Origin of the sequence: Aeromonas sp. HMWF017 (assembly GCF_003061465.1) — a bacterium.
Lineage (GTDB): Bacteria > Pseudomonadota > Gammaproteobacteria > Enterobacterales > Aeromonadaceae > Aeromonas > Aeromonas veronii.
The window spans coordinates 1664-26486 of sequence record NZ_QAJD01000153.1 but is presented as its reverse complement, the minus strand read 5'-3'; the positions used below and the strand labels follow the sequence as shown (position 1 = coordinate 26486).

General features: G+C 58.6%; 29 protein-coding genes and 1 other RNA gene. 16 read left to right on the top strand and 14 right to left on the bottom strand.

The window, feature by feature from the left end:
• Nucleotides 1-3: 3 nt before the first annotated feature.
• From rsmH to rsmI, 4 genes are all read right to left on the bottom strand, one after another.
• Nucleotides 4-942 carry a 16S rRNA (cytosine(1402)-N(4))-methyltransferase RsmH gene (gene rsmH, locus DBR30_RS16475; RefSeq protein WP_005336168.1) on the bottom strand — a complete coding sequence of 313 codons (939 nt, stop codon included), beginning with the start codon at nt 940-942 and terminating at the stop codon, nt 4-6.
• Nucleotides 943-1401: a division/cell wall cluster transcriptional repressor MraZ gene (mraZ, locus tag DBR30_RS16470; RefSeq protein WP_013723406.1), complete on the bottom strand. Its 459-nt coding sequence runs from the start codon at nt 1399-1401 to the stop codon at nt 943-945. It abuts the gene before it with no gap.
• A 442-nt stretch (nt 1402-1843) separates the two neighbouring features.
• An RNA gene (rnpB, locus tag DBR30_RS16465) (RNase P RNA component class A) lies at nt 1844-2230 on the bottom strand.
• A 156-nt stretch (nt 2231-2386) separates the two neighbouring features.
• A complete protein-coding gene (gene rsmI / locus DBR30_RS16460) occupies nt 2387-3220 on the bottom strand; it encodes a 16S rRNA (cytidine(1402)-2'-O)-methyltransferase (RefSeq protein WP_047438714.1) in 834 nt (277 codons plus the stop codon).
• Nucleotides 3221-3419: 199 nt separating this feature from the next.
• On the opposite strand from rsmI, the gene DBR30_RS16455 reads away from it, so the two are divergent.
• From DBR30_RS16455 to dolP, 4 genes are read left to right on the top strand one after another with little or no spacing between them, the layout of a single operon-like run.
• On the top strand, nt 3420-5207 hold the full coding sequence (locus tag DBR30_RS16455; RefSeq protein WP_258224459.1) for a penicillin-binding protein activator: 1788 nt from the start codon (nt 3420-3422) through the stop codon (nt 5205-5207).
• The gene (locus DBR30_RS16450; protein WP_005355127.1) at nt 5149-5520 is read left to right on the top strand and encodes a YraN family protein; all 372 of its coding nucleotides are present in this window, start codon (nt 5149-5151) and stop codon (nt 5518-5520) included. The genes DBR30_RS16455 and DBR30_RS16450 overlap by 59 nt, the downstream gene beginning before the upstream one ends.
• Before the next feature lie 9 nt (nt 5521-5529).
• A complete protein-coding gene (locus DBR30_RS16445) occupies nt 5530-6120 on the top strand; it encodes a D-sedoheptulose-7-phosphate isomerase (protein ID WP_005336275.1) in 591 nt (196 codons plus the stop codon).
• A 4-nt stretch (nt 6121-6124) separates the two neighbouring features.
• Nucleotides 6125-6703 (top strand): division/outer membrane stress-associated lipid-binding lipoprotein, encoded by a 579-nt coding sequence (gene dolP / locus DBR30_RS16440; protein ID WP_005336277.1) that lies wholly within the window; start codon nt 6125-6127, stop codon nt 6701-6703.
• A gap of 42 nt (nt 6704-6745) precedes the next feature.
• Here dolP and DBR30_RS16435 read toward each other — a convergent pair whose 3' ends face one another.
• The 8 genes from DBR30_RS16435 to zapE form a co-directional block, all read right to left on the bottom strand.
• Complete coding sequence (locus DBR30_RS16435) at nt 6746-7171, bottom strand: ClpXP protease specificity-enhancing factor (RefSeq protein ID WP_005336278.1); 426 nt, start codon at nt 7169-7171, stop codon at nt 6746-6748.
• Nucleotides 7168-7797, bottom strand: a complete 630-nt coding sequence (sspA, locus tag DBR30_RS16430) for a stringent starvation protein SspA (RefSeq protein ID WP_005336279.1) — start codon at nt 7795-7797, stop codon at nt 7168-7170. Before sspA ends, DBR30_RS16435 begins: the two co-directional genes overlap by 4 nt.
• An 87-nt stretch (nt 7798-7884) precedes the next feature.
• Nucleotides 7885-8619, bottom strand: coding sequence for a cytochrome c1 (locus DBR30_RS16425; protein ID WP_040068844.1), 735 nt, complete (start codon nt 8617-8619; stop codon nt 7885-7887).
• Nucleotides 8616-9833 carry a cytochrome b gene (locus tag DBR30_RS16420; RefSeq protein WP_040068842.1) on the bottom strand — a complete coding sequence of 406 codons (1218 nt, stop codon included), beginning with the start codon at nt 9831-9833 and terminating at the stop codon, nt 8616-8618. The genes DBR30_RS16425 and DBR30_RS16420 overlap by 4 nt, the downstream gene beginning before the upstream one ends.
• A 2-nt stretch (nt 9834-9835) precedes the next feature.
• Entirely contained in the window at nt 9836-10426 is a 591-nt protein-coding gene (gene petA, locus DBR30_RS16415) for a ubiquinol-cytochrome c reductase iron-sulfur subunit (protein WP_040068840.1), read from the bottom strand.
• A gap of 295 nt (nt 10427-10721) precedes the next feature.
• Nucleotides 10722-11114, bottom strand: a complete 393-nt coding sequence (rpsI, locus tag DBR30_RS16410; protein ID WP_005336286.1) for a 30S ribosomal protein S9 — start codon at nt 11112-11114, stop codon at nt 10722-10724.
• Between the two features lie 15 nt (nt 11115-11129).
• Nucleotides 11130-11558 (bottom strand): 50S ribosomal protein L13, encoded by a 429-nt coding sequence (gene rplM / locus DBR30_RS16405; RefSeq protein WP_005336289.1) that lies wholly within the window; start codon nt 11556-11558, stop codon nt 11130-11132.
• 266 nt (nt 11559-11824) lie between these two features.
• Nucleotides 11825-12919 carry a cell division protein ZapE gene (zapE, locus tag DBR30_RS16400; RefSeq protein ID WP_108542363.1) on the bottom strand — a complete coding sequence of 365 codons (1095 nt, stop codon included), beginning with the start codon at nt 12917-12919 and terminating at the stop codon, nt 11825-11827.
• A 140-nt stretch (nt 12920-13059) separates the two neighbouring features.
• Between zapE and DBR30_RS16395 the strand changes: the two genes are divergently transcribed.
• The 12 genes from DBR30_RS16395 to DBR30_RS16340 all read left to right on the top strand — a co-directional run bounded on the left by DBR30_RS16395 (nt 13060) and on the right by DBR30_RS16340 (nt 23971).
• Nucleotides 13060-13440: a YhcB family protein gene (locus tag DBR30_RS16395; RefSeq protein WP_005356646.1), complete on the top strand. Its 381-nt coding sequence runs from the start codon at nt 13060-13062 to the stop codon at nt 13438-13440.
• Between the two features lie 81 nt (nt 13441-13521).
• On the top strand, nt 13522-14883 hold the full coding sequence (locus DBR30_RS16390) for a Do family serine endopeptidase (protein ID WP_005336295.1): 1362 nt from the start codon (nt 13522-13524) through the stop codon (nt 14881-14883).
• Between the two features lie 109 nt (nt 14884-14992).
• Entirely contained in the window at nt 14993-16117 is a 1125-nt protein-coding gene (gene degS / locus DBR30_RS16385) for an outer membrane-stress sensor serine endopeptidase DegS (RefSeq protein WP_108542364.1), read from the top strand.
• A gap of 305 nt (nt 16118-16422) precedes the next feature.
• Nucleotides 16423-16782 carry a transcriptional regulator gene (locus DBR30_RS16380; protein WP_075115825.1) on the top strand — a complete coding sequence of 120 codons (360 nt, stop codon included), beginning with the start codon at nt 16423-16425 and terminating at the stop codon, nt 16780-16782.
• A gap of 17 nt (nt 16783-16799) precedes the next feature.
• Entirely contained in the window at nt 16800-17165 is a 366-nt protein-coding gene (locus DBR30_RS16375; RefSeq protein WP_005355141.1) for an SFCGS family glycine-rich protein, read from the top strand.
• Nucleotides 17165-17461, top strand: a complete 297-nt coding sequence (locus DBR30_RS16370) for a DUF4312 family protein (RefSeq protein WP_100652517.1) — start codon at nt 17165-17167, stop codon at nt 17459-17461. The genes DBR30_RS16375 and DBR30_RS16370 overlap by 1 nt, the downstream gene beginning before the upstream one ends.
• Before the next feature lie 39 nt (nt 17462-17500).
• Nucleotides 17501-18277: a DUF4311 domain-containing protein gene (locus DBR30_RS16365; RefSeq protein ID WP_005355143.1), complete on the top strand. Its 777-nt coding sequence runs from the start codon at nt 17501-17503 to the stop codon at nt 18275-18277.
• An 11-nt stretch (nt 18278-18288) separates the two neighbouring features.
• Complete coding sequence (locus DBR30_RS16360) at nt 18289-18939, top strand: DUF4310 family protein (RefSeq protein WP_005355144.1); 651 nt, start codon at nt 18289-18291, stop codon at nt 18937-18939.
• A gap of 42 nt (nt 18940-18981) precedes the next feature.
• On the top strand, nt 18982-20121 hold the full coding sequence (locus DBR30_RS16355; RefSeq protein ID WP_108542365.1) for an amidohydrolase/deacetylase family metallohydrolase: 1140 nt from the start codon (nt 18982-18984) through the stop codon (nt 20119-20121).
• Complete coding sequence (locus DBR30_RS16350; protein ID WP_108542366.1) at nt 20105-21220, top strand: DgaE family pyridoxal phosphate-dependent ammonia lyase; 1116 nt, start codon at nt 20105-20107, stop codon at nt 21218-21220. Before DBR30_RS16355 ends, DBR30_RS16350 begins: the two co-directional genes overlap by 17 nt.
• A complete protein-coding gene (dagF, locus tag DBR30_RS16345; RefSeq protein WP_108542367.1) occupies nt 21220-21960 on the top strand; it encodes a 2-dehydro-3-deoxy-phosphogluconate aldolase in 741 nt (246 codons plus the stop codon). Before DBR30_RS16350 ends, dagF begins: the two co-directional genes overlap by 1 nt.
• 106 nt (nt 21961-22066) lie before the next feature.
• Nucleotides 22067-23971 carry a BglG family transcription antiterminator gene (locus DBR30_RS16340; protein WP_108542368.1) on the top strand — a complete coding sequence of 635 codons (1905 nt, stop codon included), beginning with the start codon at nt 22067-22069 and terminating at the stop codon, nt 23969-23971.
• A gap of 17 nt (nt 23972-23988) precedes the next feature.
• On the opposite strand, the gene npr is transcribed toward DBR30_RS16340, so the two are convergent.
• Both npr and DBR30_RS22380 read right to left on the bottom strand, forming a co-directional pair.
• Nucleotides 23989-24261, bottom strand: coding sequence for a PTS phosphocarrier protein NPr (gene npr, locus DBR30_RS16335; RefSeq protein ID WP_005336318.1), 273 nt, complete (start codon nt 24259-24261; stop codon nt 23989-23991).
• 20 nt (nt 24262-24281) lie between these two features.
• On the bottom strand, nt 24282-24823 hold a 542-nt coding region (locus DBR30_RS22380), incomplete at its 5' end, for an RNase adapter RapZ (protein WP_308813281.1).

Sequence of the window (24823 nt, the reverse complement as noted above, 5' to 3'; positions counted from 1 at the left end):
CGCTTACTCCGCCAGCCGTTCGGCAACCCGCAGCACCGAGCTGCGTGATCGGCTGTTTTCAGATACTTCATGATCAGAAGGCTTGAGTGCCTTGCCGACCGACTTCAATTTGCGACCGCCAGCCAGCTGGGCCTCGGTCAACGGAATGCCGTAAGGCACTTCCGGCCCCTTCTCGTGCTTGCGGATGAAATGCTTTACCAATCGGTCTTCCAGCGAATGGAAGCTGATCACAGACAGACGGCCGTGAGGTGCCAGCACTTCCAGCGCACCGTTGAGCGCGGTTTCGATCTCGTCCAGCTCGCTGTTGATATAGATGCGAATGGCCTGGAAGCTGCGGGTTGCAGCATGCTTGCCCTTCTCCTTGCTCGGATTGACCCGGGCAATCATCTCCGCCAGTTGACGTGTACGCACATAAGGCTCGGTCACCCGGTCGTGCACGATGGCACGGGCGATCTTCTTGGCAAAACGCTCCTCACCGAAGGTCTTCAGCACCCAGGCGATGTCATCCACATCGGCCTTGGCCAGCCACTCGGCGGCGCTCTGGCCGGAGGTGGGGTCCATCCGCATATCGAGCGGACCATCTTTCATAAAGCTGAAGCCGCGCTCGGCATCATCCAACTGGGGTGAAGAGACCCCCAGATCCAGCAGGAAGCCATCCACCTTGCCCAGCAAACCGCGCTCATCCAGATAGGAGGCGATGCCGGAGAAGGGGCCGTGCACGATTTCGAAACGGGGATCCTGGATCTTGGCTGCTTCGGCGATCGCCTGGGGATCGCGGTCGATGGCGATCAGGCGGCCATTGGGGCCAAGGTGCTGCAGGATCAGACGAGAATGACCACCACGGCCAAAAGTACCGTCGACGTAGACACCGTCCGGCTTGATGGCCAGACCTTCAACGGCTTCGTGCAGCAGCACTGTGATGTGTTCAGCGGCTTGGGTCATTTATAAAGAGAAATCCTGTAGTCGTGGTGAGCTTGCCCAATCGTCCCCGGGCAGACCCAAGATGTCGTCATTGACCTGTTGTTGCCAGCGGGCTTCATCCCACAGCTCAAACTTGTTGAGCTGGCCCACAAGCATGATTTTCTTATCCAGCCCCGCATGGTTGCGCAGTGGCTGACTGAGCAGCAGGCGGCCATTGCCATCCAGCTCGCATTCGGTTGCATGTCCCAGCAGCAGTCGCTGCAAACGGCGCTCTTGCGGATTCATGCTGGAGAGGGTCTTGAGCTTGCGCTCGACCTCTTCCCATTCATTCAGGGGATAAAGCAGCAGACAGGGATGAGCAATATCGATGGTACAGACCAGCTGGCCGTCGCTTTCATCGCGCAGCCAATCACGGAATTTGGTCGGAATAGCCAGCCGCCCTTTACTGTCCAGGCTGATGGCATGAGCGCCACGCAACAAATTGCAGTCCCTGAAGGTGAGTGAGCAGGCAGATTGCCCCTCTAAAAACCACTTTGATCCACTTTTCCCCACCTTGAAGTTTAAGGACGTGCAGGGGGCTTTTCAAGCAAGGAGATGGGACAGATGGAACATATTGACGCAGCAATTGCATACCGCGGATTGAGTGGGTTGATTTTCCACAAGTTATTTGGCGTTAAACTCTGGTGATTAATTGAAATAAGTGAATGAACTGAGAACACACACAATATGTGGGTGCGAACAACCATCCCGGGTTCTATCACCATCTATCGCTGCCATCGTGCCAAATACGAAACTATTCGATTGATTTAAAACATATAATTTCATTCAAAATGACAAGGCCGAGAATATCCTGCCAACGAAGCCATATTTTCTCATGCATAAAAAAGAGCCCCGCGATAAATCGCGGGGCTCTTCGGAATGAGGTCGGAGTCGGCCTGTAAGCCGGGTTCTGTACCGGGTTGCCCCGGGTAGCAATCATTCCTCTAGGCCAGCAATCGCTCGCTGGCTCAAGCAACCTACCCGCCCCCAACGCGGGCCGCGCCAATAGGGGCCTATTTGGTCTTGCTTCGGGTGGAGTTTACCGTGCCACGAACTGTTGCCAGTCGCGCGGTGCGCTCTTACCGCACCCTTTCACCCTTACCTGATCCCTTGCGGGCCATCGGCGGTCTGCTCTCTGTTGCACTGGTCGTAGGCTCACGCCCCCCAGGCGTTACCTGGCACCCTGCCCTGTGAAGCCCGGACTTTCCTCCCCTCCGCCCGTCTGTCCCGAGGGACACAACGACGAAGCAGCGATTGCCCAGCCAACTCCGAGGCGCGGATTATAGCCTTGCGATACGCACGGGGTAAACCGGCAATTCCCGTTTACAGCCATTTATCGCGCTTTGCTCCCCGTTTACAGGCTGACTGCTTGTCGGTATGGGGGATTGCAGAGGTCAAAAAACAGTCTGGCGACCGATTAACCGACTCAATAGTGCTCGAGACCGTACTTGTAGAGGGCATTCTTCTTCACGCCGTGGATCTCGGCGGTCAGGGCGGCCGCTTTTTTCAGTGGCAGCTCGGTTACCAGCAGCCCCAGAGTGCGGATCGCCTCGGCCGGCAGATCCTCTTCCTCTTTGGAGGCGCCAGCCACGACCAGTACGATCTCGCCGCGGCAGCGGTTGTCATCCTCGCCAAGCCAGGTCAGCATTTCGGAGGCTGGCAGACCGTGGATGGACTCGAAGGTCTTGGTCAGCTCGCGGCACACCACCACCTGACGCTCGCCGAGAATGCGAGCAATCGCTTCCACTGTATCCTGCACACGGCGCGGAGATTCGTAAAACACCAGCGAGCGGGTGTCTTCGATAACGGCTTGCAGACGATCATCGCGTCCCTTGCTCTTGGCGGGCAGGAAGCCCTCAAAGGCAAAGCGATCGGTGGGCAGACCGGCCGCGCTCAGGGCGGTGATGGCGGCACAGGGACCGGGCAGCGGCACCACCTTGACCCCGGCTTCACGACAGCGGGTGACCAAGTGATAACCGGGGTCGCTGATGAGCGGGGTGCCGGCATCGGAGACCAGCGCAACACTCTTGCCCTCTTTGATCCGGCCGATCAGCACATCGGCTTTCTGCTGCTCGTTGTGATCGTGCAGGGCGAAGGTCGGCACCGAGATTTGGTAGTGGCTGAGCAGGATACCGGTATGACGGGTATCTTCGGCTGCCACCAGATCGACACTGCGTAAAATGTCCAATGCACGCTGGGTGATGTCCGCCAGATTGCCGATCGGAGTGGGGACTATATACAGGGTTGGGATGTCACTCATGGGATCTCCGAGTGCCCCGACAATTGTGTCGCCATATTGGCCCGTTTACACTATGGGGAACTTCAACACTGGTCGGGGAATGAACTTGAACCGGGTTACAAAGCAGCTAAGTGTATCACGACTCTTCGGCATCATACTCGCGGCAGTACTGCTCGCCGCCTGTGCGTCGGAGCCCAATCAACCGTCAGGGCAGTCAGGCATGCCCTCTGCGTTCTCCAATCTGACCAAGAATGCCCAGTGGTATCTTGAGCAGGTGGACCCGGCCAAGCCGGCTGAGGCCTTTACCTGGCAGATGCTGGCGGCACGCAGTTATCTGGCGCTGGGCCAGGCCAAACCGGCCTCGGCACTGTTCCAGCAATTGCAGAAGCAGGCCAAAGACCCCGCCCAGAAGGCGCAGTTGCAACTGCTGCAAGCCCATCTGTTGCTGGCACAAGGCCACGCCAATCAGGCGCTGATCCTGCTGGAAGGCAAACCCGAGGCGGTGCTGGATGCCGATACCCAGAAGGATTGGTATCGCCAGCGCGTGGTGCTGCAGCTCGACATCAACAACAAGTTTGGCGCAGCCAAGTCGTTGATTGCACTGGAGCCCTACCTCAATCAGAGCGAGCAGGCGACCAACCATCAGCAAATCTGGTCGTTGCTCAAAAGCATGACCCCCTCCACCCTGCAGGCGCTGGAAGAGGCTCCAGCCCCTGATGTGACCACCGGCTGGTTGCGACTGGCGGCACTGGTCAACGAGTTTGGCGCCCAGCCGAACCTGCTGGCCCGCCAACTGGCAGGCTGGAAGCGCGACTTCCCCAACCATCCAGCCCAGAAGGATATGCCGGCAGGATTGGGCGATCTGGCGGCCACGGCCAGCACCTCGGTGCAACAGATCGCTGTGCTGCTACCCCTCTCCGGCAATCTGGAGCCGCAGGGCGCCGCCATCCGTAACGGTATGCTGATGTCTTATAAGGAAAATCAGGGGCGATTCACCCTGAACTTCTACGACACCCAGAGCAAGTCGACCGGCGACCTTTATAAGCAGGCGATTCAGGAGGGGGCAGACATGATCATCGGCCCGCTGCTGAAAGACCGGGTCGAGGAGCTGCTCAAGGCCAATCCGACCGTGCCGGTACTGGCGCTCAACGAGCTGGACAAGCCGGTCGTCAACGACACCACCTACTACTTCTCCCTCTCTGCCGCCGCAGATGCCGCGCAGGCAGCCCAGTACCTCTACACCCAGGGCTACCGTAAACCGCTGCTGATCGCCGCTCAGGGTCGGATCGGTTACAGCAGTATCAAAGCGTTCGAGCAGAGCTGGGCCACCCTGAGCCAGGATAAGCCGGTCGTTGCCACCTTCGGTGCCCGCAACGAAGTGCAGGGGATGGTCAAGAATGCCCTGAGCGGCCGCTCTACCGCCCGAGCTGGTGAAGTGGTGCAACTCTCTGATGCCGCACCGCGCAGCATCGATGCCGTTTATGTGGTGGCCAACAGCCTGGAAACCCGGATGATCAAGCCCTACGTGGATGTCTCGGTCAATCCGATGGGCAGCCTGCCCATCTACACCAGCTCCCGTGGCTACGACAGCGCCGCAACCGAGGTCACCTCCGAGCTCAACGGCATGCATATCGCCGATATGCCGCTGCTGCTGGGCGGCTACGAGAAACAACGCGAGCAGATCGCTCTGCTCTGGCCACAGACCCAGGGTGACCTGTTGCGCCTGTTTGCCATGGGCTACGATGCCGTCAGCCTGGCTGAGAACCTGCAGCAGATGCGCAAGGTGGGTGGCATGCAGCAGGCCGGCATGAGCGGTCAGCTGAGCGTTGATGCCCAGGGTAATATCGTGCGGATGCTGAGCTGGGGTACTTACCAGAACGGCAAACTGGTCGACGAGAACGCCGTTCAGCAGCTGGAGGAGCCCTCCAATGAAGGAACTATGGAAACGGATGCGCCAGCAGTTGCCGAGCCTGTTCCCCTCACCAACGAGCAAGGGACAGCACTTTGAACAAGTCGCTGAACGCTGGTTGCAGGCTAGGGGCCTGCAACCGGTAGCTCGCAACTACCGCTGTCGTGGCGGTGAAATAGATCTCATCATGCACCAGGGCCAGACCCTGGTGTTTGTTGAGGTGCGCTACCGGGCCACCGGCAGCCATGGCGGGGCCGCCAGCTCGGTCACCCGCAGCAAACAGCACAAGATCATGCTGGCAGCGCGCCACTATTTGAAGCAACATGCCATCAACGAGGCCAATCAGGCCTGCCGATTCGATGTGATTGCGTTCGAGGGCGACCAGCCAGCCTGGATCCAGAACGCATTTTAAGAGGACCCTATGACTGACCGCATCAAAGAGAACTACACCGAAAGCATCCAGACCAAGATAGCCGCCGCCGAGGCGCTGCCGGATGCCATCCATACTGCAGCCCAGATGATCACCATCTGCCTGCTCAATGGCCACAAGGTGCTGGCATGCGGTAACGGTCCTTCTGCCGCACTCGCGCAACTGTTCATCTCCGAGCTGGTCAACTGCTACGAGACCCAGCGCCCCTCCCTGCCCGGCATGGCCCTGACCCCGGACATGGCGACCATCAGCGCCATCGCCACCGATCACGGTTTTGAAGAGGTCTACGCCAAGCAGATCCGCGCGCTGGGCCAGCCTGGCGACATTCTGGTGGTCATCACCACCTCCGGCCACAGCCGCAGCCTGATCAAGGCCGCCGAGGCAGCCCTCTCCCGCGACATGACCATAGTGGTGCTGAGCGGGGGTGACGGTGGCGAAATGGCAGGTCTGCTCGGCCCGAACGATGTGGAGATCCGTGTTCCCTCCGCCCGTCGCCCTCGCATTCTGGAGGTGAACCTGTTGACCCTGCACTGCCTGTGTGATCTCATCGACCAGACACTTTTCCCGCAACAGGAAGATTGAAACCATGAAAAAGCACACTATCCTGCTCGGTCTGCTGGTTAGCACCCTGCTGCTGCAAGGCTGCGCAGCCCTGGTTGTTGGCGGCGCCGCAGGGACTGCCAAGGCCTCTGGCGATCGCCGAACCCTGGGCGCGCAGTGGGATGACCAGACCATAGAGCTGAAAGCGGCCAATCTGCTGGCCGACAACAAACCGCTCAGCGCAGCCAGCAAGATCAGCGTCTACAGCAACAATGGCCGCGTCCTGCTGGTCGGCCAGACACCTTCTGACGTTTACAAGATTGAGGCGGGCAAAATTGTCAGTCGCATCGAAGGGGTGCGCCACGTCTACAACGAATTGCGCATCGGCCAACCTGCCAGTTTCACCACTCGCAGCAATGACTCCTGGATCACCTCCAAGGTGAAAGCCGACATGTTCGGCACCAAGAATTTCGACAGCACCAAGGTCAAGGTGGTCACCGAGAACGGCGAGGTGTTCCTGATTGGTCTGGTGACTCGCCAGGAGGGAGAGCAGGCAGTCAACATCGCCCGCCATGTCACCGGCGTGAAGCGCGTGATCAAGGCCTTCGAATTCGCCCAGAACTAAGCCAACGCGGCATAAAAAAACGCAGCCAATCGGCTGCGTTTTTTATTTGATCACCTTCAGGGTCGGACGACCGCTTGGACGCGGCGGTTCCGGCTCAGGCTCCACCGGCGCTTCAGCCTGCTCCAGCCAGATATCGTAACCCGGCTCAGGCGGGAACATGGTGCCCACGCCGTTCTCCCGGGCATGAATAGCCAATACGGCTGCCATCGGGATGTAAACCTGCTGGGAGACCCCGCCAAAGCGAGCACTGAAGCTGATAGCCTCGTTATCCATGTGAAATTGCATCACGGCTCGGGGCGCGATATTCAGTACAATTTGCCCGTCCTGAGCAAACTGCATCGGCACCATCACATGGGGAATGTTGACGTTGACCACCAAATGAGGGGTCAGATCGTTGTCCAGCAACCAGTCAAAGAACGCCCGTAACAAGTACGGGCGGCTCGGTGTCATTGTCGGTTCCATGCTCATACGCCAGCACGGATCTCGCGTTCGGCTTCGGTCAGGGAAGCCTGGAAGGACTCACGCTCGAACAGACGAACCATGTAGGCCTTCAGCTCTTTGGCACCACGACCGGTCAGGTCGATACCAAGACTCGGCAGACGCCACAGCAGCGGTGCCATGTAGCAATCCACCAGACCGAACTCTTCGCTCATGAAATAGGGCATTTCACCGAAGATCGGCGCGATGGCCAGCAGGTTGTCACGCAGTTCGTTGCGTGCCGCTTCAGCATCGGTACCGGCCATGATCTTGTCGGCCAGGGAGTACCAGTCCAGCTCGATGCGGTGCATCATCAGACGGCTGTTACCACGGGCAACCGGGTAAACAGGCATCAAGGGCGGATGCGGGAAGCGCTCGTCCAGATACTCCATGATGATGCGCGAGGTGTAGAGTGCCAGCTCACGATCAACCAGGGTCGGTACAGAGTTGTACGGGTTCAGCTCGGCCAGCTCATCCGGCAGATTGGCTGGATCAACCTGGCAGATATCCACGCTAACACCCTTCTCCGCCAGGACAATACGCACCTGATGGCTGAACATATCGTTGGCACCGGAAAACAGCGTCATTACCGAACGCTTATTGGCAGCTACAGCCATTGAACCCTCCCGTCATTAAAAAGCAGAAACGGCAATGAAGCATCTTGGTCTTCATTGCCGTGCATTATATTACTCGGATCTGGTCGCTTAGTGAACGTCGCGCCAGAATTCCTTCTTCAACAGCACAGTGAAGATGAAGAAGATCACGATGAAACCAAGCACCCAGAAGCCCATGCGTTCACGCTCCTGTTGTACCGGTTCAGCCGAGTAGACCAAGAAGTTTACCAGATCCAGTACCGTCTGATCATACTCTTCGTCATCCATTTCACCATTACCGTCAGATTTGATGCTGACAACCTGCTGGGTCTCGACTCCATCGACCGTGTGAGTGACGAACTCGGCACGGGGGGTTCCCTGCAACGGTTCCAACACATGAGGCATACCCACAGACGGGAACACCACATTATTCACCCCAAACGGACGAGTCGGATCCACGTAAAAAGAACGTAGATAGGTGTAAATCCAGTCCGCACCACGTACCCGGGCAACCAGAGTCAGATCTGGAGGGGGAGCACCAAACCACTTGGCGGCATCCTTCTCGGACATGGCGCTCTTCATTAGATCACCCACTTTGGCGCCGGTGAAGATGAGGTTCTCCTTCATCAGCTCCTCGGGGATCTCCAGATCGGCAGCAACCCGGTTGTAGCGTTGATACTGGGTAGAGTGGCAGCCTGCACAATAGTTCATGAAGGTGGCAGCTCCACGTTGCAGGGATGCCTTGTCGCTCAGATCATAATTGGCTTTGTCCAGATGCACGGCCCCAGCATTGGCAAACACCAGTGATGGCAGCAGGGTCAGCACTGCAAATATTATTTTTTTCATTTAAATGTAACCCTCTCCGGCAGCGGCTTGGTGCGTTCGTTTTTGCTGTAGAAGAACAACAGCACGAAGAAACCGAAATAACCCAAGGTACAAATCTGGGCAACCAGCGTCAGGGTCGGCGTCGACGGCAGTACACCCAGCACCCCCAGGATGATAAAGCAGACCACGAACTGGGCGATGTTAAGCTTGTGCAGCTTGCTGCGATAGCGAACAGAACGCACCTTGCAGCGATCCAGCCAAGGCAGCAGGAACAACACCACAATAGAGAGGCCCATCATGATGACGCCAAGCAGCTTGTCAGGTACCGCACGCAGAATCGCGTAGAAGGGGGTGAAGTACCACACAGGCGCGATGTGAGCAGGAGTCTTCAGGCCGTTGGCCACTTCAAAGTTCGGCTTCTCGAGGAAGTAACCCCACATATCCGGCTTGAAGAAAATGATGGCGCAGAAGAAGAACAGGAAGCCCGCCACACCGATCATGTCCTTGACGGTGAAATAAGGGTGGAACGCCACCGCATCCAGCGGCCAGCCGTTTTCGTCCTTGTGCTTCTTGATGTCGATACCATCCGGGTTGTTGGAGCCCACTTCGTGCAACGCCAGAATGTGCATGGCAACCAGCATCACCAGCACCAGCGGCAACGCGATGACGTGCAGCGCGAAGAAGCGGTTCAGGGTCGCACCGGAGATCACGTAGTCACCGCGGATCCACAGGGTCAGATCGTCACCGATGACCGGAATGGCGCCAAACAGCGAGATGATGACCTGGGCACCCCAGAATGACATCTGACCCCAGGGCAGCAAGTAGCCCATAAAGGCTTCCGCCATCAGCACCAGGAAGATCAGCATGCCGAAGATCCACAGCAGTTCACGAGGCTTCTGATAAGAGCCATAGATCATGCCGCGGAACATGTGCATGTAGACCACGATGAAGAATGCTGACGCACCGGTTGAGTGCATGTAACGCAGCAGCCAGCCGTACTCCACATCGCGCATGATGTACTCCACGGAGGCAAACGCACCTTCCGCAGAGGGGTTGTAGTTCATGGTCAGCCAGATACCGGTGATGATCTGGTTAACCAGCACCAGCATGGCCAGCGAGCCGAAGAAGTACCAGAAGTTCAGGTTCTTCGGTGCCGGATACTTGGCCATGTGGTCGTTGTACATGGCCGTGAGCGGGAATCGATAATCGATCCAGCCCATCAGTTTACTCAACATGGTCAGGCCTCCTTGCCATCGGCACCGACCAGGATGGTGGTGTCATTAATGAATTGATAGGGCGGAATGACCAGGTTCAGCGGTGCAGGCACCCCCTGGAACACACGGCCGGCCATGTCGAACTTGGAGCCATGACACGGGCAGAAGAAGCCGGACGTAACGCCCTGCACCTGCTCGCCAAAGCTGTCAGGCAGATAGGAGGGTGAACACCCCAAGTGGGTGCAAATACCGACCGCGACAAAAATTTCGGGCTTGATCGATCTGTACCCGTTATGGGCATAGTCAGGCTGCTGCGGCTCTTCAGATGAGGGATCCCGCAGCTTGTCATCATGCGCGGCCAAGGCATCCAGCGTCTGTTTGGTGCGTTTCACCACCCAGACAGGCTTGCCTCGCCACTCGACACGGATGAGCTGACCCGGTTCCAACTTGCTGATATCGACTTCAACCGGCGCACCGGCTGCTTTGGCCTTGGCGCTCGGATTCCATGACTTTATAAACGGCACTGCGGTAAACGCAGCTCCTACCCCACCAACGGCAACCGTTGACCAGGTAAGAAATCTGCGGCGACCGGTATCAACTGGCGCATTGCTCATCCAAAAACTCTCCCATGTGGACTCCGCACATTCTTATAGTGTCCCTGTTCCCCATTTTTCCCGTGACAACAGCGGCGGAAGCTGGATTTACAATTGCCACAGAAAACAGGGGAAATTTTAAAGAAAAGATAACAACTTGACAAGAAAGAGCGGTGAGCAATGAAAACAATAAAGAAACAATTTTTTGTCTTTTGTGACGCGTGGTTAGCATTGATGTCGGTAATATTACCAATAAAAAAAGCCTGGCAGTTGCCAGGCTTTTTTGACACTCGAAAGAGTGAGTACCAAAAGCGAATTAACGCTTGGAGTACTGCGGACGCTTACGAGCTTTGTGCAGACCAACTTTCTTACGCTCAACCTTACGGGCATCACGAGTAACAAAGCCAGCTTTACGCAGTTCGGAACGCAGGGTTTCGTCGTACTGCATCAGAGCACGAGTGATACCGTGGCGGATCGCACCAGCTTGACCGGAGATGCCACCACCGTTAACGGTGATGTACAGGTCCAGTTTCTCGGTCATCTCAACCAGTTCCAGCGGCTGACGAACTACCATGCGGGCAGTCGGACGGCCGAAGTACTGCTCCAGGGAGCGCTGGTTGATTACGATCTTGCCGCTACCCGCTTTGATAAATACGCGAGCAGTGGAGCTTTTGCGACGGCCGGTACCGTAGTATTGATTTTCTGCCATGTTGCCAGTTCCCGATTAGATATCCAGTACTTGAGGTTGCTGAGCAGCATGAGCATGCTCGGCGCCTGCGTAAACTTTCAGTTTACGGAACATGGCACGGCCCAGAGGACCTTTCGGCAGCATGCCTTTGACGGCTGCTTCGATTACCATTTCCGGTTTACGCTGAATCAGCTTGTCGAAGCTGATTGACTTGATACCACCCGGGAAACCGGAGTGAGCGTGGTACATTTTGTCGGTAAATTTCTTACCGGTTACGTGTACCTTCTCAGCGTTTACAACGATGATGTAATCACCGGTGTCAACGTGCGGAGTGTACTCAGCTTTGTGCTTACCACGCAGACGAGCAGCGATCTCGGTTGCGATACGACCCAGAGTTTTACCTTCTGCGTCCACAATGTACCAGTCACGTTTTACGGTTTCTGGCTTGGCAACGAAAGTTTTCATTAAGTTAAACCCAATTACCTGTTACAGACCCAATTGCTTATGGGGGCTCTCCCACAAACAACAAACGATGGCCTACCTGTACCCCTTCGAATACAAGTAAAGCTTAAAGTGTTGCTGTCTTATCGACAGCTGTAACGTGGGCCGAGCGATTATAAGTGAAGTTGCCTTAAATATCACCTGCTAATTTCACTGCCATGAAACCAGCAAATGTCGCCCGGCCCTACCTGCCGCAGATGCCCATCCGACTGGCAGGCGCGGTATTGTGACTAAGGAAGGTGCACTCTGGCAAGGTATTCGTGCGATTGCATTTCCTGAAGCCGTGAAAGACAGCGTTTGAATTCGAAATTCAGCAGCCCTTCGCCGTAGAGTTCTGCCATGGGAACCGCTGCCGACATGATGAGCTTGACGTGCCGTTCATAAAACTCATCGACCATGGCAATGAAGCGGCGAGCCGCGTCATCCGTGCCTGTGCCCATTGGCTGCACATTGGCCAGCAGAACGGTATGGAACAGCCTGGCCAGCTCGATATAGTCGTTCTGGGAGCGGGGAGTACAGCAAAGTTGCTCAAATTCCATATAGAGCACCCCTTCCCCCATTCCGAGCGAAGTCAGCTGACGATGATTGACCTCGAACGCCCCCTCGCAAGCCGTGTGCCCACCGGTTAATTGCTGAAAATAGTGGTCAAGATTGGCTTTTGCCTGCAAATCCAGCGGGCAGTGATAAATCTCCGCTTGTTCCAGCGTACGCAGGCGATAGTCGATACCACCATCCACGTTAAGTACCTCACAATGGCGCTCGATCAGCTCGATAGCAGGCAGAAAACGGGCTCGCTGCAGCCCGTTGCGATAAAGATCCTGCGGCGGAATATTTGAAGTGGCGACCAGCACGACACCGTGACCAAACAGCTCCTGAAACAGCGTGCCCAGCAACATGGCATCGGTGATGTCGGAGACAAAAAATTCGTCGAAACAGATGATGTCTGTTTCACTAGCAAGCTTGCTGGCCACCAGCTTGAGGGGATCGGATTGCCCACTCAGCCCCTGCAGTTCATCGTGAATGCGGTGCATGAAACGGTGGAAATGGCTGCGCATCTTGCGCGTCCCCGGCAGGCTGTCGAAAAAAGTATCCATCAGCCAGGTCTTGCCTCGGCCCACTCCGCCCCACATATAGATACCGAGGACGGGCTCCAGCGGCTTGGGCTTTTGCAGCCAACCCAGCAGCCCTCGAGATCTGGTCGGAGTCGGGCGCCGTAGCAAATCCTGATACAGTCGCTCCAGCCTGCTAATGGCCATCCCCTGCGCGGGGTCGGCCACAAAGCCGGGGCGCAGCAGATCCTGCTGGTATTTTTGCTGCGGTGTCATCCTTGAGCGCCTCTCCAAGTCCCTGAATCGAGGACAAAATGGTATCACGGCCTCAGGACGCACGGTATAGTGCCATCAAGGCATGGCGGTTATGACGACCGCATAAACCCACTCTGTTTTAGCTGTAACAAGGAGCATCTATGAGTCTGTTAACTGGGATCCTGCTGGCTGTCGCGGCCTTGATTATCGGTATCGTTCTCGGCCGTTTTTCGGTGCGTAGCCGCGATGCTGGCCGTCTGGAACAGGAACTGAAGAAGGCCCACAAGGAGCTCGAGAGTTATCAGGGCCAGATCAACACCCACTTCGCCGACAGTGCCGCCCTGATGGAGCAACTGGCCGAGCAGTATCAGACCCTCTATCGCCACATGGCCGAGCAGAGCAAATTCCTGGCCAAGGCGCAGGAACCGCTGTTCCGCGAGTCATTGGTAGAAGAAGCCCCTGCCAATGTGGCAGAAGAGCCGGGCGTTCCGCCTCGCGACTATGCTGGCGCCTCTTCCGGACTGCTCAAGCAACCAAACTAGTTCCTCGCGGAACTAATTGGCCAGTCCCGTGGTCTGACCTTGACGATTGCAATGCAACTTTTTCTGGGAGCTGTTTTTCATATGCGTAAACCTCTTTCCATGCTCAGTGTGCTAGCCCTCAGTGTCGGTATCGCCATGTCTGCGGCCCCTGCTCAGGCTGCACTGCCTTCCCTGTTAGGTTCAAATCAGGAGATGCCAAGCCTGGCGCCTGTTCTCGAACAGGTCACCCCGGCGGTAGTCAATATCTCGGTTTCTGGCAAAAAAATTACCCGTCAGCGTCTGCCGGAACAGTTCAAGTTCTTCTTCGGCCCCAACATGCCCGATGAACAGGTGAGCGAGCAGCCATTCCAGGCGCTCGGCTCCGGTGTCATCGTCGATGCCAAGAAGGGTTACGTGATCACCAACGCCCATGTGGTGCACGAAGCGGACGAGATCAAGGTCAACCTGAAGGATGGTCGTGAGTATGCGGCCAAGAAGATCGGTGAAGACAAGCAGTCCGACATCGCCCTGCTGCAAATCAAGGCCGAGGACCTGGTACAGATCAAGTTCGCCGACTCCGACGAGCTGCGGGTAGGTGACTATGCGCTGGCCATCGGCAACCCGTTTGGTCTGGGCCAGACCGTCACCTCCGGTATTGTCAGTGCGCTGGGTCGCAGCGGCCTCAACATCGAGAATCTGGAGAACTTCATCCAGACCGATGCGGCCATCAACTCCGGTAACTCCGGCGGTGCCCTGCTCAACCTGCGTGGCGAGCTGATCGGTATCAACACCGCGATTCTGGGCCCGAACGGCGGCAACATCGGCATCGGCTTCGCCATCCCTTCCAACATGGTGCGGGACCTGACCGAGCAGATCGTCAAGTACGGTGAAGTGCGTCGCGGCCAGCTGGGTATTACCGGCACCGAGCTTACCTCCGACATCGCCAAAACCTTCGGCTACAACAAGAAGGATGGTGCCTTCGTCAATCAGGTCATGCCTGATTCGGCGGCCGACAAGGCGGGCATCAAGGCCGGCGATATCATCGTCAGCATCGATGGCAAACCGGTTCGCTCCTTCGGTGAGCTGCGCGCCAAGATCGCTACCATGGGCGCTGGCAAGCAGGTCGAACTGGGGCTGATCCGCGATGGCAAGTCGCAAACTGCCAAAGTGACCCTGAAGCAGGCCGATGACAGCGAAGTACGCGCCAGCGCGCTGCATCCGGCACTGGAAGGGGCCAAGCTGAGCACCACTACCGACCCGGTCTCCGGTGTTGCGGTGGCCGACATTGATCCTCGCTCTCCGGCTGCCGCTTCCGGCCTGCAGAAGGGTGACATCATCATCGGGGTCAACCGCCTGCGCATCAACACCCTGGGCGAGCTGACCAAGGCGCTCAAGAACAAGCCTGACGTGCTGGCACTCAACATCCAGCGCGGCGACTCCTCACTCTATCTGGTGATCCGTTAACGCTCAAGTTGTTCGCCAACCCCTCCATCACCCGCGGCCTTCACCGCGGGTGATTTTTATCCATCGATAGTGTTATTCTCTGCGCGCAGCCTGTACGGATGAGAATGACATGAAAATCCCCCCTTTAGTCAGTTACTTGGGCAAGTCTGTCGGTTTTGGATTGACCGTCGCGGCGCTGCTGTTGCTGCTGTTTCCCCATTTTCGCGGTGGTGCCCAACTGCCCGGCATCATCACCAATGCCCGTGAACTGAGTTTCTCCTATGCCGCCCATCGGGCAGGTCCTGCCGTCGTCAACATCTACACCCGCAGCTTTGCCCCCAATCAGGGCAATCAGGGGGAACTGCGCCCGCAAGGGCTGGGTTCCGGCGTCATCATGAACCAGCGCGGCTATGTACTGACCAACTACCACGTCATCGCCGATGCCGACCAGATCATCGTCGCGTTGCAGGATGGCCGGGTCTTCAGTGCCGAGCTGGTCGGTACCGATCAGCTCACCGACCTCGCCGTGCTCTATATCGAGTCAGACAACCTGCCGGTGATCCCACAGGATCCCGAGCGACTGCCAGAAGTGGGGGATGTGGTGCTCGCCATCGGCAACCCCTACAACGTCGGCCAGACCATCACCCAGGGCATCATCAGTGCGACCGGCCGTACCGGCCTCTCCAGCATGGGGCCCGACAGCAATGGCCGTCAGGATCTGCTGCAGACCGATGCCGCCATCAACGAGGGCAACTCGGGCGGCGCGCTGGTCAACGGCCGTGGCGATCTGGTGGGTATCAACACCGCCACCTATCACCTCAACGGCAATCAGGAGAGCTACGGCATCAGCTTCGCCATCCCCTACCGGCTGGCAAAACGGATTATGGATGAGCTGATCGCCAACGGCCGGGTGATCCGCGGCTACCTCGGGATCTCCAGTGTCGAGATCAACCCCATAGTCGCACGGATGATGAACCTCGGCGAACTGCGTGGTCTGGTGGTGGAAAGTCTGGATCCCAACGGACCGGCGGCCAAAGGCGGCCTGCAGCGAGGGGATGTGCTGCTCAAGATCAACGGAGAGGCCATCAGTGGCGTACGCAGCGCCATGGACAAGATTGTCGAGAGCCGCCCCGGCACCAAGCTGACCATCTCGGTATTCCGCTCCGGCAAGCCGCTGGAAGTGGTGGTCACCATAGAGGAAGACCTGCGCTATCAGCAGAGAACAGCCAGCTCGAGCGCCGCATCGGCCAGCTAGTTGTTATGAGAAGGGCGGGAAACCGCCCTTTTCCACATCAGTCCCCTCGGCAACGTCTCTTACCGTGAGATGACTCACAGTTTCCCGCAACGCTTGCCCTGCCCCCGCCCCCCGATTTGTGCGCTACCGATCACACAAAACCGGTCCCAATAAGCACTCGTTTTGTCTTTTCAGTATCCAAACGCTCACTTTGGGGCCATTTCCTCAGGAATTTCCGCTTCGAATCGGAAAAACACTGCCTCCTCCACATCGACGCGCAGGCTTAGGGTAACGCCATACCTTCTGCCAGCCTTGGAGAGCAGACATTGCAAACAGAGACTCACGACCAGACCCTGACCCCGAACAGCCCGGAGTTGCTGCGCCAGACCGATCATATCCTCGCGCGCATTTATCCCCTGCTGGCCGAACAGGGCATCATCCCCAACGAGGTGCAACGGCAGATGCTGGCCTCCCATGTCAAAGCCATGGTGTGGCGCTCCCACAGCGGCGAGCCCCTGCCAGAGGTTGACCTCAGCCTGTTTGAAGAAATCTCCCCCCTCTCACTGCGTCTCGCCGAACAGGTCGTCAGCTGGCTGGACCAGCTTGCTTATGAGGAGGCACACCTCTTGTCCGTCCATTTTGAAGTCGCCAAAGAAAACGAACTCAGCTCGGTGCAGAACCAGTAACTCAAGGAGAAATCGATATGACAGCCATCAAACTCGTAATCGGAGATCGTCTCGGCAAGGGTCAGAAAGTGGGTGCAGGCGCGGAAGCTGCCGGGGCCAACGTGACCATCATCCCAGGCATGGCCGCTGACATGAAGCTCGGCGACGTGATGAACAAGGAGCAGGCGGATCTCGGCATCTCCTTCTGCGGCAGCGGCGGCGCCGGGGCGATCACCGCCCAGACCAAATACGGCTACAAGTGCCGCTACGGCATGCGCTCTGTTGAAGAGGGCGTCACCGCCATTAACGAAGGGTGCGTGGTGCTGGGCTTCGGTTTCATGGACAAGGAAGAGCTGGGCCAGAAGCTGGTCGAAGCCTTCGCCAAGAAGCACGGACGCGCCTGATGAAAGAGAACTTCACCACCCAGGTCATCGTCAACGGCAAGGGGACTACACGCCAGCAGGCGTTTGCCTCCGCCCTCAGCCAGGTGCAACCCACACTGCTCAAGGACAACCAGCAGGTACTGCTGCGTATTGAGCCGGTCGATGTACAGGTGCTCAAAGCCGAGGAGTCGGTCCGGGTGGAGAAGTTCCTGTTCTTCTTCCTGCCGCGCCAGCGCTGCGAATACCGCGTCCAGCTGGAGATCAAGGTTCAGGTCACCAGTCTGGATGTCGCCAAGGTGACGTTCACCCAGGTGTGATGCCTGCGCAGGCACAACCCCACAAGAAGGATACGTTGGATGTTTCTAATCATTTTTATCAAGTCACTCATCATTGGCGGCCTGGTTGGCGTCGGGGTGGGGGCCGGCGCGGCGCGGATGTTCCACGCCCCGACCGTACAGGGCATGGGTGCCTTCCGCACCCTGGGCGAACTTAACTCCTGCGAGGGGGATCCCGCTTCCCACTTCTCGTTTGGTCTGGGCTTCTTCTTCAACGCCTGGGCCTCGACTGTGGCGGCAGGCGCCTTCACCCAGGATGTGGATCACCGCATCATCCCGCACTGGGCCACGGCGGCACTGCTGTTCAAAAATCGGGATCTCGCCACCACCCTGCACGACCCGAAAAAGATGGCCATCGCCGGCGGCATCATAGGTGCCATCGTGGTTGCCTTCCTCAACAGCACGGCCGCAGCCGTCCCTGCAGCATTGCAGGTCACTGCGGTCAAGGTGCTGGTACCGGCCGCCAACCTGCTGGTCAACACCGTTATGCCGGTGATCTTCTGGCTGGCCGCCATCGAGGCGGGCAAGAAATCCGGTTTCTGGGCCACCATCTTCGGCGGTCTGGCACAGCTCATCATGGGCAACGCGGTACCGGGTCTGGTGCTCGGCATCCTGATCGGCAAGGGTGTGGAAGAGAGCGGTTGGAACCATGTCACCAAGGTGATGATGGCAGCCATCGTCCTGCTGTTCGTGCTGAGCGGCTTCTTCCGCGGCTTCGACATGAAACTGATTGAATCCTTCCATATGGGTGTTCCCCTGTGGCTGGAAAGTGTCCATAACCTGCTGAGCGGCAAATAAGGGGTCACACCATGGATGAGAAACTGAAAAACAACTTCTGGTACGCCGACTGGTCCTTCCCCATCTTCGTAGGCCTGCTCTCGGCCGGGGTCTTTGCCGGTACCCACATGTTCTATCTGTACGGGGTTGGTGCCTTCAACGAGGTAGCCTTCGTCGCCATGCTGAAAGCCGGAATGGACACGGGTGCCTACGGCGCAGTAGCCGCGTTCGGTGCCAGCTTCCTGTTCGCCCGCATCATAGAGGGATCCCTGGTGGGGATCCTGGATATCGGCGGCGCCATCCAGACCGGGGTTGGCCTCGGTGTGCCAGCACTTCTGCTGGGGGCCGGCATCGTCTATCCGGTGGAGAACTTCGGCGCCTCGCTGGCAACTGGCATGGGGATTGGTCTGGCCATCGGCTACGTCATCATTCTGGCGCGCAAGTTCACCATCAACCAGAGCAACTCCACCTACGGCGCAGACGTCATGATGGGCGCTGGCAACAGCTCTGGCCGCTTCCTCGGCCCCCTCATCATCCTCTCCGCCATGGGCGCCTCCATCCCCATCGGTATCGGTTCCCTGCTGGGTGCGCTGCTGTTCTACGTGTGGGGCAAGCCCATCACCGGCGGTGCCATTCTGGGAGCCATGCTGCTCGGCACCTTCTTCCCGGTCGCCCTTGTGTAAGTACCAGCCGCCCAGCAGGGCGGCTCGCCAGAGGTTATCAGCATGTACGACATCATCATCAGAGCGGGGCGGCAGGGAGATGGCCAGCTCGTCGATATCGCCATCAGGGAGGGCAAAATCGCAGCCATCGGCTCCCTGCCGGGGACGGCAACGGCGCGGCAGATCCTGGAGCTCGGCGGCCGGGTGCATGTGAGCGCTGGCTGGATCGATGGCCACACCCACTGCTACCCCACCTCCCCCATCTATCACGATGAGCCGGACAAGGTGGGTGTAGAGTCCGGCGTCACCACCGTCATCGACGCCGGCAGCACCGGAGCCGACGATGTGGATGACTTCCAGCAGATCGCTGCGGGCTGCAAGACCCGGGTGCATGCCCTGCTCAACATCTCCCGCATCGGTCTGCTACGCCAGAACGAGCTGGCGGATAGCCGGGACCTCGATATGGATCTCGCCTCGGCAGCCATTCGCCGCCACCCCGACTTTATCGTTGGCATCAAGGCGCGAATGAGCGGTAGCGTGGTCGGTGAGAACGGCCTGCAACCGCTGCGCATGGCCAAGGCCCTGCAACAGGCTCACGGCCAGCTGCCGCTGATGGTGCACGTGGGTAACACACCGCCGGATCTGGACGAGATCGTCGCCCTGCTGGGGGATGGCGATCTGCTGACCCACTGCTTCAACGGCAAACCGAACCGCATCCTGACTCCGGCTGGCGAGCTGCGGGTCGCGGTGCGCGAGGCGATGAAACGGGGCCTTTTGCTCGACATCGGCCACGGCGGCGCCAGCTTCAGCTTCGAGGTGGCGGAGCTGGCTATCCGACAGGGGATCCTGCCCCGCACCATCAGCTCCGACATCTACTGCAAGAACCGCATCAAGGGGCCGGTCTACAGTCTGGCTCACGTGATGTCGAAGTTTCTCGCCATCGGCATGACGCTGGAACAGGTGCTCGCCTGCGTCACCCATCAGGCCGCTGATGCCCTGCGCCTTTCCGGCAAGGGGCGGCTCGAGGTGGGAGCCGATGCCGATCTGACCCTGTTCGAGGTCACCAGCGGCCCGACCCTGTTTATGGATACCGAAGCCCAGTCCCGCAGCGGTGACCAACAACTGCAGCCTCTCGCCGCCCTGGTCGGTGGCGAACTGGTTCTGACTCACTATGGGAAATCACACCATGCCTTCTGTTTATGAGAAATATCAGCTCAAACCGGTGATCAACGCCTCCGGGCGCATGACCATTCTCGGCGTCTCCACCCCCGAGCAGGAGGTGGTCGATGCGGTCAATTTTGGCCTGGGCCACTACTTCGAGGTCAAGGATCTGGTCAACAAGACCGGCGCCTATCTGGCTGGTTTGCTGGATGTGGAAGATGCGGTGGTGGTCTCCTGCGCCAGCGCCGGCATCGCCCAGTCAGTCGCCGCCATGATAGTACGCGGCGATCCCTACCGCCTCGAGCACCTGCATGCCCATCCCCATGAGGTGCCGAGTGAAATCGTGCTGCCCAAGGGGCATAACGTCAACTTCGGCGCCCCGGTCGGTACCATGGTCAATCTGGGTGGCGGCAAAGTAGTGGAAGCCGGTTACGCCAACGAGTGCTCCCCTTCCCAGCTGGCCGCTGCCATCAATGCCAACACAGCAGCCATCCTCTACATCAAATCCCACCACTGCGTACAGAAGAGCATTCTGTCGGTGGCAGAGGCCGCCGAGGTCGCCAAGACCCACGGGCTCCCGCTCATCGTCGATGCGGCTGCCGAAGAGGATCTGCGCCTCTACTACAACCAGGGTGCGGACCTGGTCATCTACAGCGGCGCCAAGGCCATTGAAGGGCCCACCAGCGGGCTGGTGCTCGGCAAGCGTCAGTACGTGGAGTGGGTCAAACAGCAGGCCAATGGCATCGGTCGCGCCATGAAGGTGGGCAAGGAGGGTATCCTCGGCCTGACCCACGCCATCGAGCGCTATCTGGCCAAAGAGAAAGAGAGCGGCGCCGCCATGGTCGCCAAGATGAGCCCCTTCATCGAGCGCCTCAACCAGCTGCCCGGCGTCACCGCCAAGGTGGCATGGGACAGCGCAGGACGTGACATCGCCCGCACCGATATTGCCTTCGACCACCAGCAGATCGGCATGACCACAGTTCAGGTCGTCACCCGTCTGCAACAGGGCACGCCTGCCATCTACTGCCGCGGCTACAAGGCCAACGAGGGGCACATCGAGATCGATGTGCGCAGCGTCTCCGTGCCCCAGCTCGACCAAATCCACTCTGCCATTGCCAACCTCGTTCAGGAGAATCGCTGATGTCCCTTACCCCCAACTACTACCGTGATCGGGTCTGTCTCAACGTGCTGGCAGGTTCCAAAGAGAATGCCGTCGAGGTGTACGACGCAGCCGAAGGCCACGTGCTGGTCGGTGTGCTCTCCAAAAACTACCCGGATATTCCCTCCGCAGTTGCCGATATGAAGGAGTACGCCAAGCTTATCGACAACGCCCTCTCCATCGGACTGGGCGCCGGCGATCCACGCCAATCCGCCATGGTGGCCGAGCTGGCCTGCCAGCTGCAGCCCCAGCACGTCAATCAGGTGTTCACAGGTGTTGGCGCCAGCCGGGCGCTGCTCGGCCAATCACAAACGTTGGTGAATGGGCTGATCTCCCCTACCGGTACGCCGGGCATGGTGAAGATCTCCACCGGTCCACTCAGCGCCGGGCAGCCCGATGGCATCGTGCCCATCGATACCGCCATCGCCCTGCTCAAGGACATGGGCGGCAGCTCGGTCAAGTTCTTCCCCATGAGTGGGCTGGCCTGCCGCGACGAGTATCAGGCAGTGGCCGAGGCTTGTGCCCGCCACGGCTTCTGGCTGGAGCCCACCGGCGGCATCGATCTGGAGAACTTCGAGGAGATAGTGCGGATTGCGCTGGACGCCGGAGTCGAGAAGGTGATCCCTCACGTCTACAGCTCCATCATCGACAGCGCGAGCGGGCACACTCGCCCCGAGGATGTGCGCACTCTGCTGGCCATAGTGAAACGACTGTTGGCCTGATGGCAGTCACGGCGCCGGTTCAATCACTGACCGGTGCCTGGCTTGTTGATGACCCACTTGTTAACATCGACCCTTTATCTCGCAACAGGAGTCTTGCATACCCCCTATGATCAAGCTGCCCCACCCCAGGCTCCATCAACTGCTGATCCAGCTCCATGCCGAACCACTGCCACAGGAGGAGCTGGCTCGCCGCCTCAATGTCTCCACCCGCACGGTGCGCACCGATGTGGCAACCCTCAACGAACTGATTGCCACGCACGGCGCTCACCTGATCCACCAGCGTGGCAGCGGCTACCAGCTGAAAATCTACAATCAGGGACTGTTCGACGCCCTGCTGGCGGCCCAGGGTCAGGATAGCGGCCTGCCACGCACCAGCCGCGAGCGGGTTCTGCACCTGCAGATCCTGCTATTGACGGCAGAGCAGGGGATCAAGCTCGATGAGCTGGCTGATACCTGGTATCTGAGCCGGGCGGCACTGCAGGGGGATATGGCGGAAGTCCGTGAGCAACTCAGCCACTTCAGGCTCAGCGTCGAGAGCAAACCCCGCCTGGGGATGCGCATTCAGGGGGAGGAGACGGCGATCCGGGCCTGTTTGACCCAACTGCTCTATCAGGAGTTGCTGCACAACAACCAGTTGCAAACCCTGTTGCCCAACCTTTGCCCCAGCAAGACGATGGAGGTAGTGGGCAATCACATCCATGCCCAGCTTGCCCGACATCAGCTGCGTCTCGCTGACGAGAGCTTGCAGCAGCTCGCCATCTACTGCGCCGTTGCCCTGCTGCGTCAGGCATCCGGTCACGAGTTGCGCCACTTCGCCAGCGAAGATCTGACTCTGCCGCTGCTGGCAGTATCTCGCGATATATATGCAGTATTACCAACCCTGACGCCCCCCGTAGAGGACGAGATCGCCGGTCTCGCCATCCAGATCCAGGCGCGCCTGATTGCCGATACTCCCCAGCTCAGCCCGGCAATGGCCGCCGAGAGCGAACAGCTGGTGGAGCATCTGCTGGCCTACATTCATCAACACTACCCTTACGACCTGCGAGGCGACCAACAGCTGCGGGCCGACCTGCAAACCCATATCAGCGCCATGCTGCTACGGGTTAAATACCAGATTGGCAACCACAACCCGCTGGCCGATCACATCAAGCAGTACTACCCCCTCGCCTACGACATTACGCTGGCGGCCATTTCGGAGTGGATCAAGCAGACCCCCTACCGATTGACCCACCACGAGATCGGCTATCTGGTGATCCATATCGGGGTCGGGCTGGAGCGCCATTACGATATCGGCTATACCCGCCGCCCGCAGGCGCTATTGCTTTGCGATGCGGGCAACGCCACCTTCCGGGTGCTGGAAGCACGTATCAAGCGGGAGTATCCCCAGTTGCAGCTGACCACGCTGGAGTCGGTGCGGGATTACGAAGGTCTGGCACAGATCGCGCAGGACTTTGTCATCAGTACCGTCAAGGTGAACGAAAAAAACGCTCCCGTGGTACTCGTTGCCCCCTTCCCGACCCAATACCAGCTGGAGCAGCTTGGCAAGCTGGTGCTGATCGACCGCACCCGTCCCTACATGCTCGACAAATATTTCGATGCCGACCACTTCATGGTGGTCAACGCCCCCCTCAGCCAGGCCGAACTGTTTACCCGTATCTGTGATCAGCTGGAGGCGGAAGATCTGGTGGAAAGCGGCTTCAGAGCCTCACTGCAGGAGCGGGAGCGGATCGTCTCCACCATGCTGGGAGAAGGGATCGCCCTGCCCCACTCCCTCGGTCTGTTGGCGCGCCGCACTCTGGTTTACACCGTGCTGGCCCCGCAGGGGATTGACTGGGGGAATGGTGAAATCGCGACGCTCATCTTCGTGCTGGCCATCAGCAAGGCCGACTACGAGGAGGCGATGGGTCTCTACGACCTGTTTCTGGCACTGATGAACGAAAAAGCCAGCAGGAATCTGCTGGCTTGTCGGGATTTTGCCAGCTTCAAAACGCTGGCGCGTACCGGTTCATAACATATAACGAGGAGTGACTACTCCTCGTTGAAGCCGGAAGTGAACAGCTCCACCACGGCGGCCAGGGCCTCGACCTCTTCGGGGCCCTCAACCTGTACTTCCACCTGCCGCCCTTGCGCGGAATCCAGCATCAGCAGGCCGATGATGCTGTCAGCATCGGCCTCCACACCATCTTCATTGCGCAGCAGCACATGAGCATCGAAACCCTGCACCAGCTCGAACAGCATCATGGCTGGTCTGGCATGAATACCCAGCTTGTTTTTCACTTCAACCGAGGCGGAAACAGTCATCGGGTCGTCCTATTGGTCCGTCAGGATTGGGGGGCACTCTTGTCGAGAGTGCGGTGGCGGATCTGCACGTTCTTGCCGAGCAAACGGAATGCACTGGCCAGCCGTTCTGCAATAAAGACCGAGCGGTGCTGACCGCCAGTGCAACCGATGCCGACCGTGAGGTAGCTGCGATTGTTGCGCTCCAGATGGGGCAACCAGGTCACCAGCATGTTCTCGATCTGCTGGGTAAACAGCATCACGTCAGCCTGCGCCGAGAGGTAGTTGGCGACCGGCTCATCCTTGCCAGTGAACGGCTTGAGCTCGGGGATCCAGTGCGGGTTGGGCAGGAAGCGGGCATCGAACACGAAGTCGGCATCCTTGGGAATGCCGTACTTGAAGCCGAACGACTCGAACACCAGCACCAGCTCGTTCTCTTTCTTCCCAAGCACCCTGGTCTTGATGAGCTCGCTCAGGTCGTGAATGCTGAGGGTAGTGGTGTCGATGCGCAGGTCAGCGGTCGAGGAGATGGGCGCCAGCAGGTGGGTCTCCTCCCGAATCGCCTCATCCAGCGACAGCTTGTTGC